Here is a 14,767-nt window from a genome sequence, read left to right as displayed (position 1 = left end):
CAAAAAATGATTTTATTATTTAAAGTTAATTTTCATTCAACTTCTTGTCTTATTTATAATAACAATTGAAAATTATATATTGAAGCAATTAAATTAAATCTTAAAGCAAAGCTTTTTCTACGATTGCGATATTTTTCAGTAATAATTTTAAATTTTTTAAGGATAGCAAAAACATTTTCAATAACGATTCTCATTTGTGAAATTAATTTATTATGCTGTTTTTGTTCGTTATTTAAAGGTTTTTGCTTTGTTTTTTTATGCGGAATCAAAACATTCCGATTCATTTTTTGCAAGCCTTGATAACCTGTATCAACTATTACTTTGCTAGCTTTTAAAAGCGGTATTTTTGATTCTTTAAATAAACTAAAATCATCGGTTTTACCACAAGCAAAATTTGTTGCAATAATAGTTTTGCTTTCTTTTTCGATGATTATTTGTGTTTTGATAGTATGCTTTTTCTTTTTTTCGGAATAGTATTGTTTTTGTCTTTTTTTGGGCGTTGGATGGCTGTTTCGGTTGCATCAATAATAATTGTTTTATCATTAAAATATTTATTTATTAATGTTTTTTGCCCATCAAGTTGTTGAAAGTCAGGATGTTTAATTAAAGTGTTTTCAATTCATTTGATATTACGATAACAATTACTCTCACTAATGCCAAAACTTTTGCCAAGATGAAAATAAGTGCGGTATTCTCTTCAATATGATAAAGTCATTAATAAACGATTTTCTAATGATAATTTATTAGCTTTTCCGCCTTTTTTAAATTTTTTTAACTCGGCTTATTTTAAAATATCTAACATTTTATTGATTGCGTTGCCAAAGTTGGGGAAAATAAAAAAGAAAGTTTTCAGTATAATTAAGTTTGAAAAAAATTAGAAAGAAAACTATCCTATGAATATTATAACTAGAATCCAAGAGTTTTTAAACGAAAATAATAACTCTTTTATTGATTTAATTAATTAAATTAGCCCCAATACCCCTATTACAGCACTATTATCCTATTTAAACAATGAAATTAGTTCTGAAGCTTGAATACTATTTAAAAATATTTTTGAATATATTGATAACTATATTTTTAATAAGGACTGACGCAAAGCACGTTATATTCCAAAAGGATTTTATCAACGAACTTTGGTTTTTCGTAATGGTGAAGTTACTTTTAAACGACGAAAATATATCTTAAAACCAGAATTTCAAGTGGCAAAAAAACCAAAAACGGTCTTTTTACTTGATATTCAATTAGGGATTGAAAGTTATCAGCGACTTGATTATGATTTTTCGTTAGAAATAATCAGCAAATTAGGCATAAATTTTAGTTATCAAGATATTTGTAATATGTATCGGAATGCTAACATAACAAAAAAACAATTTTTAACCTTATTAAACGGTTTGATATTAAACATTTGTTAGAACTAATGCTAGATGAACCAGATACAAAACTAAAACATGATGGGGTTATTTATATTGAAACCGATGAAGCATATCGCAATGCTATTAGTTATCAAATCAAAAAACGATTAAAAATTAAGAAAAGAATCCGTTTAACCGTCTTTCATACTGGTTATAAAGATCCTAAAACAATACGAAAAACAATGCATAATGTCAAATTTCTAGTAACAATGACTAATGAAGTTAAAAAAATTAACTCTAAAAAATACTGACAATGAATTAAAGAATTTATTAACTTAAATTATGAATCACCCGAGACAGCTAAAATTATTGTGCTTGGTGATGGTGCACAATATATTTCAACGGTTGAAAAACACATCAATGTTGAATTTATCATTGATCGTTTCCATGTTATTAAAAAAATTAAAGATTGTCTCCGTGGTCCACGATATTATAAACGTTATTTATTTAATAAAAGGCATTGTGTAGATACAAGCTCCAAATTTGTATCTCTTGTTAAATTGATAATAACATTATTTAAAATAAATGCAACTATTTTTTAAAAAAAATGTCCTTATCTTGTGATAATTTCGTAATAGTTATCTAGCAAAAATTTCGCAACCATTTAAAATTAAAAATGGTGATAACAATGGAAAGAAAACTAACAATGAAAGAACAACATAAATACAAAACAATTGAAAAAATTATTAACAATAAAATATCAAAGCAAAGAGCTGCAAATATTTTACACTTATCAATTCGTCGCATTGAACAACTTATAAAACTTTATGATCCACAAAATAGTCAATCATTTGCTCACCATTCTCGCGGAAGGATAGCTCACAATAAAACAAATCTACAAATTTGTGAAAAGATTATAAATTTATATAAAACTAAATATATTGGCTTTAATTTTACTCATTTCAAAGAAAAATTAATCGAAAATGAAGGAATAAACATTTCATATTCAGTTTTATACAAATTAATGTCCTTAAATCAAATTAAAACACCTCGAAAGCAAAAAATAAAGAAAAAAGATAAAACCCACCCTTTAAGAGAACGTCGAAAATGTTTCGGCGAACTATTACAAGCTGATGCCAGTGAACATCATTGATTAGGACCAAATGGTCCAAAATGATTTTTACATGGCGCAATTGATGATACAACAAATACGGTTGTTGGATTATATTTTGCTTGTCAAGAAACATTACAAGGTTATTATAATGTTTTACATCAAATTTTACGAAATTATGGAATTCCCATGACATTTTATACCGATAAACGAACAATCTTTACATACCAAAAAAGTAGTGATAAAACCGAAGAAAAAGACACCTTTACTCAATTCAGCCGATGCTGTGATGAATTAGGTATAACTACTTCAATTCCCCAAGCAAAGGGACGAATTGAACGTTTATGAGGCACTCTACAAGATCGCTTGAAAAATGAATTAATTCTCGCAGGAGTAACCACTATTGAAGAAGCAAATACATTCTTAAAAGAATTTATAACCAAATTCAATAAACAATTTGCCATTCCTATTGATTATAACAATTCTGTCTTTGTTGACGCTCCTAATAATGACAAAATTAATTTATTTTTATCAATCACTTCAACGCGACAAACAGACAATGGTTCATCAATTAGTTATAACAAGAAAAAATATATCGCTTATAATAATAAAAAGTTAAAAGTCTTTAATTCAAAAACAAAAATTACAGTAATTAAAGCATTTGATGAAACATTATATTTAAAATATAACAATCAAATATATAATTTATTAGAATACATTCCGGTTCCTATTAAAAATATTGAAAACAAAGTTCCCAAATCTAAAGCACATAAACCAAAACCAAATCATCCTTGAAATAATCAATATACATTACAAACATTATCAATTAAATAATTTTACGAAATTTTTGCTAGATATTGACACTATTTTTTAAAAAAAATAAATTATTTATAAGCTGAATTATACTTGTAAGTGCAAGTATAATTCAGCACTGATAAATTAGTAGGTACTGTTTTAACTAAGGATGGTAAACCAACAAATAATATAGTTTATTCAACATATAATCTAAAACAATTAAATCAAAAAACTAACCGAATTTATTTAATTAATGAACTTACAACAGCAGTAGATGCTCAAACACCAGTTAGTGACGGTGAAGAAGATAATGATTGTGAATTCTTACAAACACCAGATGGGACAAATTGTAGTTATATAATTGATATTTTTTCAATACAAGCTTTATATAAAGGTAATTTTGAAATTATCTTTTATGCTGATAACCCATATACTAATAATGAAGAAGATTATTTAAGATTATCAGTATGGAGTTTTCGTGGAAAAACAAAAAGTACATTAAATAATTATTTACGAGATATGACAACTAATTATAAAACTAGTTTCTTATTACCACACGACTATGAAATACCTACATTTAATTATCCACAATATGTATTACCACCAGTTCCATATAAATATCAACATTATACAAAAGATATCTGAGGTGCTAATACAGTACAACCATTAAAAACCAAAATTACAGCACCAATACAATGTAAAAAAAATACTGGTATTCCAATATTGAATTTATTTAATGATGATTATAATTCTGGTTATTATGAAATAGAAATTGATTTAAAACAAATTGACCCAACAATTCAAAGTATAGATAAATTTATTAGTTCTTATAAAACAATAGAAATAAGTAATCTTAATAATTTACAAGTTTAATGTGGAAAACCAGATATAAATAATTTTATTCCCAATAGAAATGTTATTTTATCGGGTGGTTATGATAATTGTAATATTGATTTGGGGCCATTAGCTGATATAACTTTAGTACAAAATGGTCATTCACAAGTTGATAAAGTTAGTTTCGGTAATATTTTTACAATAAATGATACAAAAGAAATACCAATAAATGATATTAAAACGTTTGATATTTGAAATACTTATGGATTATCAGACAGTTATTATGAACAAAGTTATAAAACTAAACAGAATAATGGTACTTTATTTTTTCTGCCTATGATTACTAAATTAAATTATGATGTTAATCGTAAAATTGAAGAAACATATTTACAAGCATATTATACTAATGATGTAAAATTAAAAATTAGATTTTCAAAAGTAATAATTATATATTTATGAGGAAGAATATTAGAAAGTTCCAAATATTATCATATTAGAGGTAATAATAAAAATATAACAATAGATATTAATAACAAAAATGTATTAGGTATTAGAAATAATAGTAATAACTCTATTAAAATTACATTTAAACCAAGATAAAAATAGGAAAAGAGATTTAATATCTCTTTTCCTATTCTCCATTAACTTTTACATTACCACTATCATCTAAAATTAAATCAGGTTCTTGTGTATCTAAATTTCAACGATAAACAGATTTAAAATAATTTTTATTATATTTTTGTCAAGGTTTTAATGTTTGTACACTAGATGGATATTGATTTATAGAAATATCAAAACCCCCATTATATTGTCCAATTTTAATATAATATTTATTTTGTTCATCAAATTTTATTAACCTTTGTTCTTTTTTGTTTTGAAACTTGGCAATTTTTAAATCTAATTTTTCATCACCACGTCATACTACATAATATCATTTATTATCAACTTCATTAAATGGTTTTTCTTGTGGCGCTATTCATTCTAAATTGTCTCTGATTTCTTGGTTAGCAGTATTTATTTTGTTTTTTTCTTTTTGTTCTTTTAATTTTTCTTCACTATATTGTGGTGTATTACAAGCAAATAAACTTGTTGTACTTGTTCCTATTAAAGTGATTGATCATAAAATATTTAGTATTTTTTTCATATTTATCCTTTCTTTTTTATATAATTTTATTTGTTAGCTGAATTATACTTGTAAGTGCAAGTAAATAAAATTGCAAAAAATATCATATAAAAATTTTATGATGCTAAGTTTATTTTAGAAAAAATAAAGCAAGGAGTTTTTATATGGGATATAAACATCTTGGCATAGATGAAAGAATTTATATTGAGAATCAATTGAAGTTTAAAATAAAAATTAGTGAAATAGCTAAAAATCTTAATCGAAGTATTAGTACTATTATTCGAGAAGTTAATAGAAATAAAGATAATAATCATTATTTTTCATTAATTGCACAAAATAAAGCAGAAAATAGAAAACAATCACATATTTATTTTCATAAGTTTAAAAATAGAGAATTAGTAAAATATGTACAACAAAAATTATTATTAGGTTGATCACCCGAACAAATTTATGGCAGAATTAAAAATTTTCATAAAGAATGAATTATTAGTTTTAAAACAATTTACAATTGAATTTATTCTGGATTACTTGAAAAAGTTACTAATAAAAATTTAAGAAGAAAAGGTAAGAAACGAAAATATCAAGAAAATCGGGGTAAATTTAATGGTAAATCAATTAAAGAACGAAATGCTAATGTTAATAATCGCGTAACTCTTGGTCATTGAGAAGGTGATACCGTAGTATCATCACGAGGTAAAAGTAAATCATGTTTAATAACTTTAGTTGAAAGAACATCAAGATTTACTTTAGCAATATTAGTTGAAAATAGAACTACTAAAGTTATTAACGAAAATATTAGCCATTATTTATCAATTCTTCCAAATAATCTTGTTAAGACTATAACATTTGATCGTGGTAAAGAATTTGCTAATTGACAACAACTTGAAAAAAATTTAAATGTGAAAATTTATTTTGCTAATGCATATTCACCCTGACAAAGAGGTACTAATGAAAATACTAATGGTTTAATTAGAGAAAAATTTCCTAAAAAATTTAATTTTTCAAATACTACTAAAAATGCAGTTCATAAATTTATATTGTCTTTAAACCAAAGACCAAGAAAAATACTAAATTATCTTTCGCCAATCGAATATTTGGTTAGAAAAATAATTTAGTTGCACTTAACTTTACAATTTGGCTAATATTAACTCTAATTCGATTTACTTCATCTTTAAAATCTTTTATTAATTCTAATGGTTCTCTAAAAACAAAATCAATTTTACTAATAGCACTGGGTATATCTTTTAAATGTATATCTTGATAACCATTTAATGCACAATGATTAAGATGACGATAGATAAACTCTGCTAATTCTTTACCGTGATTATCAATTCAATTTTTAATCTGTAATGCTTTTAAACTTAATTATTTAAAATCATTACCTTTTAAATAAAATGGATAGGTAATATTTTTAATTTGATTATTTAACTTTAAATCTGCCATAATTAAATTTCCTCCAAATCCATTTCACTTATTAAATTATCAATATATTCGTAAGCAGTCTCTTCTGAATAACATTCTTCTAATGCGATATTAAATAAATCTTCTTCGCTATAAACATAACCACTTTCATCTTTTCACATATTATTCATAATTTATCACTTCGTAGTCTGCTTCTTCATCTTCTAAATAATCATCTATTAAACTTTTAACCTCATCAATTTCATATCATTTTAAATTTAAATCAAAATCTTTTGGCAATGAAATATTACCTACATGTCGCTCTTCATTACCAAATTTAAGATATAAATTTAATTCTCAACTCATATCATAGTCACTATCAATTTGTGCATAAATAATATCTTTATTACTAATTTTTAATGCGTTATTATTAATTCATTTTTCATTTAAGTAATCACTAATACAATATGACATTTTCTTATTCCTCCTAATTATTTTTATTGTTTAATGCTCAATGTTAATCAGTAATATCTTCTTGTGATACTGAATAACTTTTAAGCATTAATTCATTCAATTTATTTTCTTTATTGCATTCTTTATGAAAACAATAACCTCAATATCTTTGTTTAAGACAAATTTTATTTAACTTTTTCATATAAACCTCCTAAATTATTTGATTGATTTTTTTCTCAATTTGTAATATTTTTCAACCATCTGATGCTAAATCTAAAATATCGTTAATTTTGTAATGTTGCATATAAGAAGCAATAACGTCTCATTTATCTTCAAATAAATTTAAATACATTTTTGCCCATTCTAAACATTGCAAATCATAATGATTTTTATGATGAGAAATACGACAATTAACAGGTTGACAATTCACTCAATCAAATAATGTTGTTATTTCATTTCAAGTTTTATTAATATACAAACTTTTATATTCCATTATATTTCCTCCTATTTTTAATTCGCTGGCACTCACTCCCAAGTGAAAGTGTCAAAGCGAGAATTAGTTATATAAGTATTTATCTATTTATTTACTACGCCATCCGCTTCACTGGGGGTGAGCGGTGGCGATAATATATTTAATATTTGTTTATTATTAGATAATAGACAGTTGTTTTTATGAGGTAAAGCCAGAGAATTCTCTCTCTTCATCCGCACCATTTCAGGTCAAAACGTTCAGTTTTTAAAATAAATTCACTTGCACCTTGAAGAGCCAAGTGCTGGCTTTGTGGTTTGTAGAACCGCTGCCATCCTCTATGGGACAATATATATCGCAAATTTATTTATAAAGTGGCCATCTCTATTTTTATTGTCGTTCGATGTTGACCTTGCACTTATCACGACTATCGCTTAGTTTAAATATAACCAGCGCCGATTTACATATTTCCTCATACACTATTTCAGTACTTGCCTCGGCTGGCTGTGGGAATGAGCTTAAACTCACGTTCTTATGGAAGCACTTAGTTATTTAAAATAACCGTCCCACACTGCATTAAGTTGTTTTATAAAATCAAAGTTTAAAAGAACCAGTTTCTCAATCAAAGATAATTTTTGAATTTTCTAATTTTTTATAAAACCGCGTTTTTTTATCTTTTGTACGATTTAATAAATCTTTATGTTTTTCACAAGTTCATAAAACTTTATTTGATAAAAATTATTCGGTAATGAATGATATTGATTTATAGCAATTATCAACATCACAGATTGTTTGTTGCGTATTAATTTCCATTACTTACTCCTTCCTTTAATATTAAGTTTTTTCATTTATTAGCCAAATTAATTAACTAAAACAGAGAAAGGACAACACCTTAAAATTGGAGAAAAAAAGGTACACTTTGTAAAGATTTATAAGATATTTAATAAATGTGTAAACAACTTTAAGTTAATGAAAAAGTTGCGATAAAAAGTTTCTATTTTAATAATTTAAGATGCTGCCCTTTCTCTGAATTAATTAATAATTATGGGTTTACAAATAAAAAAACAACCCTTTTTATTTAACAAGAGTTGTTTTTTGGAGGTTCATCGTACACGATGCCAAATTATAAAAGCAATTCTAAAATTAAACTGAAACAATGTTACAAAATACCTTGAATGAGCTTATCAGCTTGTTAAAACCGAAGAAGCGAAAGGAAAGTTACAAGAAATATCTAATTATTTAAGAACATACTATGGAGCAATTAAAAAATGAGAATATCAATAAAATATTGGTTGTCGCATTGAAAGTTATATTGCTCGAATTATTAAAGTAATGTTTCGTTCAAAACCAAAAATATTTAATGAAAAAACGATTTACAAAGTAATGTTATTAAAACAATTGACAGCTAATGGGATTAATCCCTTTCAAGAACTAACAGAAATTAAAAATCTTCAAGTAAAAAATGAACAAATTACTTGAAGATGAATATTTAAAAAGATGAATAATCCAGAAGTTAAACAATATAACTTACCAATATTCACCGCTTCTACATTATCAAATACTAAAACTCTTTTAAAGAAAATAGTTTATAATTATTATTAGAACTTAATGCTGAAAACTTTTCCCCAACATTTTACACGCTACCCCTAATAAATAAAAGTTTGTAAACCTTTTTATTAACACTTACTAAACAGGGTGCAGTCTACAATCCACTCTTCTTTTTCAACATAAGTTTGTTATAGTTAATTATATAAGGAGCTGAAATTAATATGAACGAAAGTAATTGTCTTTTTTGTGACATTATTGCCCAAAAAAAACCAAGTAAAAAAATTTATGAAAATGACCTTGTCTATGCTTTTTTAGATGCCTCCCCAAATAGTGATGGTCATACCTTAGTAATTCCGAAAAAACATTTTGAATATTATAGTGTCACTGATGACGAATATTTAGCAGAGGTTGCTAAAGTTGGCAAACTAATTGCTCAAAAAATGTATCAAGCCTTAAAACCAGCTGGTATCAATTATGTTAGTAATGAAAAAAATGAAGCTTTTCAAAAAGTTTTTCACTATCATCTACACATTATTCCAAAATATCAAAAGGATGAAGGATATAGTTTTAAACTTAATGTTGACCAAGGAAAATTAATTGATTTAGCAGCAATCCAAACAACATTAACTTTATAATACCTGAATTGTAAATATATTTGGGACATTTTATTGAATATTTTGTATTAAATTCAATGAATTTTTATAATTTAATGATTTTCTTGACATTGAATTTATTTTCAATGCTATTTTATTTAAGTCATCTTGAAAAAATATCGATAAATCTATTCCTTTTGGTAAACTTCGTCTCAAAATTCCATTATTATTTTCATTTAATCCTCTTTGGCCAGGACAACCAGAATCAGTAAAATAAACTTTTATTTTACAAATATTTTCAAGTTTTTTTACTTGCTAAATTCTTTAGATTGCGTTGCCAAAGTTGGGGAAAATAAAAAAGAAAGTTTTCAGTATAATTAAGTTTGAAAAAAATTAGAAAGAAAACTATCCTATGAATATTATAAATAGAATCCAAGAGTTTTTAAACGAAAATAATAACTCTTTTATTGATTTAATTAATGAAATTAGCCCCAATATCCCTATTACAGCACTATTATCCTATTTAAACAATGAAATTAGTTCTGAAGCTTGAATACTATTTAAAAATATTTTTGAATATATTGATAACTATATTTTTAATAAGGACTGACGGAAAGCACGTTATATTCCAAAAGGATTTTATCAACGAACTTTGGTTTTTCATAATGGTGAAGTTACTTTTAAACGACGAAAATATATCTTAAAACCAGAATTTCAAGTGGCAAAAAAACCAAAAACGGTCTTTTTACTTGATATTCAATTAGGGATTGAAAGTTATCAGCGACTTGATTATGATTTTTCGTTAGAAATAATCAGCAAATTAGGCATAAATTTTAGTTATCAAGATATTTGTAATATGTATCGGAATGCTAACATAACAAAAAAAACAATTTTTAACCTTATTAAACGGTTTGATATTAAACATTTGTTAGAACTAATGCTAGATGAACCAGATACAAAACTAAAACACGATGGGGTTATTTATATTGAAACCGATGAAGCATATCGCAATGCCATTAGTTATCAAATCAAAAAACGATTAAAAATTAAGAAAAGAATCCGTTTAACCGTCTTTCATACTGGTTATAAAGATCCTAAAACAATACGAAAAACAATGCATAATGTCAAATTTCTAGTAACAATGACTAATGAAGTTAAAAAAATTAACTCTAAAAAATACTGACAAGGAATTAAATAATTTATTAACTTAAATTATGAATCACCCGAGACAGCTAAAATTATTGTGCTTGGTGATGGTGCACAATATATTTCAACGGTTGAAAAACACATCAATGTTGAATTTATCATTGATCGTTTCCATGTTATTAAAAAAATTAAAGATTGTCTCCGTGGTCCACGATATTATAAACGTTATTTATTTAATAAAATTAGAAAAGCAATTCTAAAATTAAACTGAAACAAGGTTACAAAATACCTTGAATGAGCTTATCAGCTTGTTAAAACCGAAGAAGCGAAAGGAAAGTTACAAGAAATATCTAATTATTTAAGAATAGACTGCACCCTGTTTAGTAAGTATTAATAAAAAGGTTTACAAACTTTCATTTATTATATCTTTTTCTTTTTGGTTTGAATATCATTTATTTCATTTTTTAACATCATTAATATATTCATTATGAGATTTATAATTTTTATTATGGATTGTTCCTTTTTTAAGTAATGAATGAAAACTTTCAATAATAATGTTGTCTGCACAATGATAATTTTTACCCATTGAAATTATAATTTTGTTATCTAAACATTTACTATTATAATCTTTAGATGTATATTGATATCCGTGATCTGAATGAATTATTGTTTTATTTAGCTCTTTTTTTATTTTTTTAATTTTATTAATTGCAGCATTTAAATTATCAATTACAAGTTTGTTATTATTAAATTTTGATCATTTTACATCAATAATTTCTTTAGTATATCCATCAATTATTGTTGATTGATAATGTTTTTTACCATTTCAAATTAAATAAGTTACATCAGTAAATAAAATTGAAAATCTTTCTTTAATATCATTAAAATTACGATTTACTAAATCAGGATATTTAATTATATTTTTATTTCTATTTTGTTTTATTAATATTTTTCTACGCATACGCTTTACATATTCAGCTTGAATATTATTTTCTTTCATAATTCGTAATACTTTCTTAGCATTATAAACAATGCCATAATCTTCTTTTAAATATTTGGTAATTCGACGATAACCAAATTGTTTAAAATTTTCTTCATAGACTTTTACAATATTCTTTAATGGTTCACTATCCTTACCATTACTTGAATAATTTTTATATTTATCTCAATAACTACGCTTTAAATCTGTTATATCAAGTAATAAATTTAGTGGATATTTATTAAGGTTTTCTTTTATAAAAAATACAATTTTTCTTTTATTTAATTGTAAAAGTCATGAAGCTTTTTTAGTAATTCATACCTAACTTTGTAATAGTTTAAATCTCTTTTTTCAAATGATTCTTTTGGACCTTTATTGGTGTTTAAAATTCCTTTCTTAAAATTTTCATACCATGAAGCAACAGTTTTTTTATTAATTGCATATTTTTTTGCAATAAAACTTATACTATTATTTTTAACCTCTTGTCCTATCCTTTTTCGAAAATCTGCTGTATATTTATTAAATTTTTGTCCTTTTCTTGCCATATAAAAATGCACCTCCTTTAAAAGTTTAGCAAAGACTTTTTTTCTTTACTTACTTTTTTGGGTGCAGTCTACATTGCCTCGGCCGGCTTTTTTATAGTGTTTATTCACTTAGATATGAAGTTGTTTATGTTTTTTAATAAATAAAAAACGGATGATTGTTATTAGTACAGTTAATCCGCGTAAATATTATTTTTTAGTTTTTTTAATTTTTTTAAAAATTAAACTTATAACTAACATTAATATTTACTCGAACTTCAAATTGTATTTATAACAATTTAAATATTAAGAATTACTTATAAATTTAAGTTTTCTTAATTAAATATATTATAGTATAAAAAAATAAAATAGTAAATAGTTTTAAAAAAAATAAATATTTTTAAAAAAATAAAATAGAAAAAAATAGGGGAAATAAAAAATTGCACAGGGACATTTATGTCGTGCTTTTTTTATTTATCTGAATAAGGTAAAGTAAAATAATGTTGTTTTGCGAAGCAAAAACGAGCGAAGTGAGTTTTTTTGGTTTATATTTTATATGTTGTTTTTGGTGTTATAATTTAAATGCATAAGAAACTTTTTATGCAAATAATGACATAAAAATACTAATTTTACTCGAACTTCAATTAGTATTTTTTTATTTATGTTATAATTATATTGTTAAGTTTTATATATGTTTAATAAAAATTAAACTTATAAGTAATTCTTAATATTTAAATTGTTATAAATACAATTTGAAGTTCGAGTAAATATTAATATTAGTTATAAGTTTAATTTTTTATTATATTTTATTTTAGAGAAATAATATTGATTAAAAAATTATATTAACTGATTGATATGTTTAATTTGTATTTATGCAATTTATTTTATTATTTTTCATTATGGAGGTTTATTATGAATAGCAAAGATTTTTATATTTTGAAAACTTTATATCAGAAATATGGTTTTGAAAAAGTAAAAGTAATTTTAGAACATATTAATAATATTGCTGAAATTAAAAAGGAAAAATAATTAAGCATGATATTTTAGGTGTATAAAATTTATACCCTTAGAAAGAAGGAATATCAATGTCGTGAGTGGCATGAATATTTTTTGTGACTATTACAATTGCTAGTTTAGTTTCAATTGGTTTGTCGATATATCGGCGCGTAATTGAAATTAAAAAGATTAAGAAAGAAAAGTTGTGATTAGAACAACAAAATAACGTAAAGGAGGTTAACAAATAATGAACTTATTAACAGAGGTAGTTGCTACTAAAACAGTCGGTGATGGCGTTATGACGATGTTTAAAGGCATTGGTAAAGCGATGATCCAAATCAAAGATGGCTTTATATAATATAATGCCTGAAATGATGTCATTCATGGGCGAAGTTTGGGTTATTTTAATTCCAATTGGCTTCGCTATATTAACTTGAATTTTCAGCTTTATTATGCGAATTTTTAGATTTAATCGTTAATAACTTGCCAGGGGATTTTTTATATCCCTCTAGCGTTATATTAGGCATTAATAAGGAAGGTTAATTAATTAAATGAGTTTATATCAATATTGAGTTCAATTTGTTGCTTATATCGTCGGAAAAGACGCGCCGGAGTTTTTATATACAATCTCTTTTGTGTTGTTTATCATTTTATTCTTTGGTTTGTTTTTAAAAGTTATTTGTTTAATTTTTAAAATGGTTAGTAGTCGATGATAAATCAACATTGAGAACAATTACAGAAGTTATTTGTCAATATTTTCTTATTTATTAATCAAACCCAAATTGAAAAGTTTCTGGCAAGATCTTTAACGCAAACCAATTATTTTGTTTGCATGATTGGTGTTTGAATTGTAATTTTGTTTTTAACATGATTTGTCTTATGAATGACTTTTAAATTCTTACGAATGTTTTAAAGAACATAAAAAATGGAAGATAAAAAATTTTGATTTCTTATTTGCATTAATTTAATTGTTTTTATTTACTGGTTATGTTATTAACGTTATTTCAATGCGTTATAAACGATGATTTATTAGTTAAATTAAATCTTTTTATAGTTTTTTCTCTTCATAAATTTAAAAAAATATTTTTTTAAGAGTGGAATGATTAATAATTTAGTTATGAAACCAAGTATTATTATTGTTCATAGTATGTTTCCAATTATTATTGTAGGAATATTGTTACCTATTCATATTAAACAATCTAATACTAAAAATGCTTTTCTAAATGGATTTATTATAAAACCAATTAGTTCTATGATTGGTCATCCGTATTTTAAAAAAATTTTAAGAATTCTTTTATCATATTTTATGATTAATTCCTTTCTATTTTATATTTTTTATTCAAGTTAACTATAACATTTTTTAGGAATTAAATTTATGGGGAGACAAAACTATAAAAGGATAATTTAATAATTTAAAAAGGAGTTAATTAAAAATGAAAAATAAAA

Annotated in this window: 23 protein-coding genes and 1 pseudogene; 14 read left to right on the top strand and 10 right to left on the bottom strand. The window is 24.4% G+C overall.

Annotated elements, in window-relative coordinates; translation table 4 throughout:
- Positions 1 to 53 precede the first annotated feature (53 nt).
- Entirely contained in the window at positions 54 to 446 is a 393-nt protein-coding gene (locus ACQH23_RS11580; RefSeq protein WP_425379349.1) for a transposase family protein, read from the bottom strand.
- Positions 431 to 715, bottom strand: a complete 285-nt coding sequence (locus ACQH23_RS11575; RefSeq protein ID WP_425378433.1) for a helix-turn-helix domain-containing protein — start codon at positions 713 to 715, stop codon at positions 431 to 433. Before ACQH23_RS11575 ends, ACQH23_RS11580 begins: the two co-directional genes overlap by 16 nt.
- Before the next feature lie 418 nt (positions 716 to 1,133).
- Between ACQH23_RS11575 and ACQH23_RS11570 the strand changes: the two genes are divergently transcribed.
- From ACQH23_RS11570 to ACQH23_RS11550, 5 genes are all read left to right on the top strand, one after another.
- Complete coding sequence (locus ACQH23_RS11570) at positions 1,134 to 1,412, top strand: hypothetical protein (RefSeq protein WP_425378432.1); 279 nt, start codon at positions 1,134 to 1,136, stop codon at positions 1,410 to 1,412.
- 5 nt (positions 1,413 to 1,417) lie between these two features.
- Entirely contained in the window at positions 1,418 to 1,954 is a 537-nt protein-coding gene (locus tag ACQH23_RS11565) for a UPF0236 family transposase-like protein (protein ID WP_425378431.1), read from the top strand.
- An 86-nt stretch (positions 1,955 to 2,040) separates the two neighbouring features.
- Positions 2,041 to 3,297: an ISNCY family transposase gene (locus ACQH23_RS11560; protein WP_425378430.1), complete on the top strand. Its 1,257-nt coding sequence runs from the start codon at positions 2,041 to 2,043 to the stop codon at positions 3,295 to 3,297.
- 480 nt (positions 3,298 to 3,777) lie between these two features.
- On the top strand, positions 3,778 to 4,131 hold the full coding sequence (locus ACQH23_RS11555) for a hypothetical protein (RefSeq protein ID WP_425378429.1): 354 nt from the start codon (positions 3,778 to 3,780) through the stop codon (positions 4,129 to 4,131).
- 81 nt (positions 4,132 to 4,212) lie between these two features.
- Positions 4,213 to 4,692 carry a hypothetical protein gene (locus tag ACQH23_RS11550; RefSeq protein WP_425378428.1) on the top strand — a complete coding sequence of 160 codons (480 nt, stop codon included), beginning with the start codon at positions 4,213 to 4,215 and terminating at the stop codon, positions 4,690 to 4,692.
- Positions 4,693 to 4,723: 31 nt separating this feature from the next.
- Here the strand turns inward: ACQH23_RS11550 and ACQH23_RS11545 are convergent, their stop codons facing one another.
- Positions 4,724 to 5,236: a lipoprotein gene (locus tag ACQH23_RS11545; protein WP_425378427.1), complete on the bottom strand. Its 513-nt coding sequence runs from the start codon at positions 5,234 to 5,236 to the stop codon at positions 4,724 to 4,726.
- A 143-nt stretch (positions 5,237 to 5,379) separates the two neighbouring features.
- Between ACQH23_RS11545 and ACQH23_RS11540 the strand changes: the two genes are divergently transcribed.
- Positions 5,380 to 6,330 (top strand): IS30 family transposase, encoded by a 951-nt coding sequence (locus ACQH23_RS11540; RefSeq protein WP_425377887.1) that lies wholly within the window; start codon positions 5,380 to 5,382, stop codon positions 6,328 to 6,330.
- A 330-nt stretch (positions 6,331 to 6,660) separates the two neighbouring features.
- Here ACQH23_RS11540 and ACQH23_RS11535 read toward each other — a convergent pair whose 3' ends face one another.
- Genes ACQH23_RS11535 through ACQH23_RS11520 form a run of 4 tightly spaced genes read right to left on the bottom strand, consistent with a single transcriptional unit; the run spans position 6,661 to position 7,598 of the window.
- Positions 6,661 to 6,807 (bottom strand): hypothetical protein, encoded by a 147-nt coding sequence (locus ACQH23_RS11535; protein WP_425377993.1) that lies wholly within the window; start codon positions 6,805 to 6,807, stop codon positions 6,661 to 6,663.
- On the bottom strand, positions 6,800 to 7,090 hold the full coding sequence (locus ACQH23_RS11530; protein ID WP_425377994.1) for a hypothetical protein: 291 nt from the start codon (positions 7,088 to 7,090) through the stop codon (positions 6,800 to 6,802). The genes ACQH23_RS11535 and ACQH23_RS11530 overlap by 8 nt, the downstream gene beginning before the upstream one ends.
- A 43-nt stretch (positions 7,091 to 7,133) precedes the next feature.
- On the bottom strand, positions 7,134 to 7,271 hold the full coding sequence (locus ACQH23_RS11525) for a hypothetical protein (RefSeq protein ID WP_425378426.1): 138 nt from the start codon (positions 7,269 to 7,271) through the stop codon (positions 7,134 to 7,136).
- A 9-nt stretch (positions 7,272 to 7,280) separates the two neighbouring features.
- Positions 7,281 to 7,598: a hypothetical protein gene (locus tag ACQH23_RS11520; protein WP_425378425.1), complete on the bottom strand. Its 318-nt coding sequence runs from the start codon at positions 7,596 to 7,598 to the stop codon at positions 7,281 to 7,283.
- Positions 7,599 to 8,582: 984 nt separating this feature from the next.
- Here ACQH23_RS11520 and ACQH23_RS11515 point away from each other — a divergent pair.
- The 3 genes from ACQH23_RS11515 to ACQH23_RS11505 all read left to right on the top strand — a co-directional run bounded on the left by ACQH23_RS11515 (position 8,583) and on the right by ACQH23_RS11505 (position 9,721).
- The gene (locus ACQH23_RS11515) at positions 8,583 to 8,822 is read left to right on the top strand and encodes a hypothetical protein (RefSeq protein ID WP_425378424.1); all 240 of its coding nucleotides are present in this window, start codon (positions 8,583 to 8,585) and stop codon (positions 8,820 to 8,822) included.
- A 48-nt stretch (positions 8,823 to 8,870) separates the two neighbouring features.
- Positions 8,871 to 9,140, top strand: coding sequence for a hypothetical protein (locus ACQH23_RS11510; RefSeq protein ID WP_425378338.1), 270 nt, complete (start codon positions 8,871 to 8,873; stop codon positions 9,138 to 9,140).
- Positions 9,141 to 9,307: 167 nt separating this feature from the next.
- A complete protein-coding gene (locus tag ACQH23_RS11505) occupies positions 9,308 to 9,721 on the top strand; it encodes an HIT family protein (protein ID WP_425378423.1) in 414 nt (137 codons plus the stop codon).
- A 30-nt stretch (positions 9,722 to 9,751) separates the two neighbouring features.
- On the opposite strand, the pseudogene ACQH23_RS11500 reads toward ACQH23_RS11505, so the two are convergent.
- A pseudogene (locus ACQH23_RS11500) lies at positions 9,752 to 10,011 on the bottom strand (transposase); the annotation flags it as partial.
- An 80-nt stretch (positions 10,012 to 10,091) separates the two neighbouring features.
- Here ACQH23_RS11500 and ACQH23_RS11495 point away from each other — a divergent pair.
- A complete protein-coding gene (locus ACQH23_RS11495) occupies positions 10,092 to 10,877 on the top strand; it encodes a UPF0236 family transposase-like protein (RefSeq protein WP_425378422.1) in 786 nt (261 codons plus the stop codon).
- 45 nt (positions 10,878 to 10,922) lie between these two features.
- Complete coding sequence (locus ACQH23_RS11490; RefSeq protein ID WP_425378421.1) at positions 10,923 to 11,219, top strand: UPF0236 family transposase-like protein; 297 nt, start codon at positions 10,923 to 10,925, stop codon at positions 11,217 to 11,219.
- Positions 11,220 to 11,228: 9 nt separating this feature from the next.
- Here ACQH23_RS11490 and ACQH23_RS11485 read toward each other — a convergent pair whose 3' ends face one another.
- Complete coding sequence (locus ACQH23_RS11485) at positions 11,229 to 11,825, bottom strand: DDE-type integrase/transposase/recombinase (RefSeq protein WP_425378420.1); 597 nt, start codon at positions 11,823 to 11,825, stop codon at positions 11,229 to 11,231.
- 260 nt (positions 11,826 to 12,085) lie between these two features.
- The gene (locus tag ACQH23_RS11480) at positions 12,086 to 12,349 is read right to left on the bottom strand and encodes a hypothetical protein (protein ID WP_425377654.1); all 264 of its coding nucleotides are present in this window, start codon (positions 12,347 to 12,349) and stop codon (positions 12,086 to 12,088) included.
- A gap of 1,070 nt (positions 12,350 to 13,419) precedes the next feature.
- On the opposite strand from ACQH23_RS11480, the gene ACQH23_RS11475 reads away from it, so the two are divergent.
- From ACQH23_RS11475 to ACQH23_RS11465, 3 genes are all read left to right on the top strand, one after another.
- Positions 13,420 to 13,569, top strand: coding sequence for a hypothetical protein (locus ACQH23_RS11475; RefSeq protein WP_425378419.1), 150 nt, complete (start codon positions 13,420 to 13,422; stop codon positions 13,567 to 13,569).
- A gap of 461 nt (positions 13,570 to 14,030) precedes the next feature.
- Positions 14,031 to 14,234, top strand: a complete 204-nt coding sequence (locus ACQH23_RS11470; RefSeq protein WP_425378418.1) for a DUF2649 family protein — start codon at positions 14,031 to 14,033, stop codon at positions 14,232 to 14,234.
- A gap of 186 nt (positions 14,235 to 14,420) precedes the next feature.
- A complete protein-coding gene (locus ACQH23_RS11465) occupies positions 14,421 to 14,669 on the top strand; it encodes a hypothetical protein (RefSeq protein ID WP_425378417.1) in 249 nt (82 codons plus the stop codon).
- The last annotated feature ends 98 nt before the right edge of the window (positions 14,670 to 14,767 follow it).

Origin of the sequence: Spiroplasma endosymbiont of Polydrusus pterygomalis (genome assembly GCF_964030635.1) — a bacterium.
GTDB lineage: Bacteria > Bacillota_I > Bacilli_A > Mycoplasmatales > Mycoplasmataceae > Spiroplasma.
The sequence above is the reverse complement of the archived record's forward strand: the minus strand, read 5'-3'. Positions and strand labels throughout refer to the sequence as shown.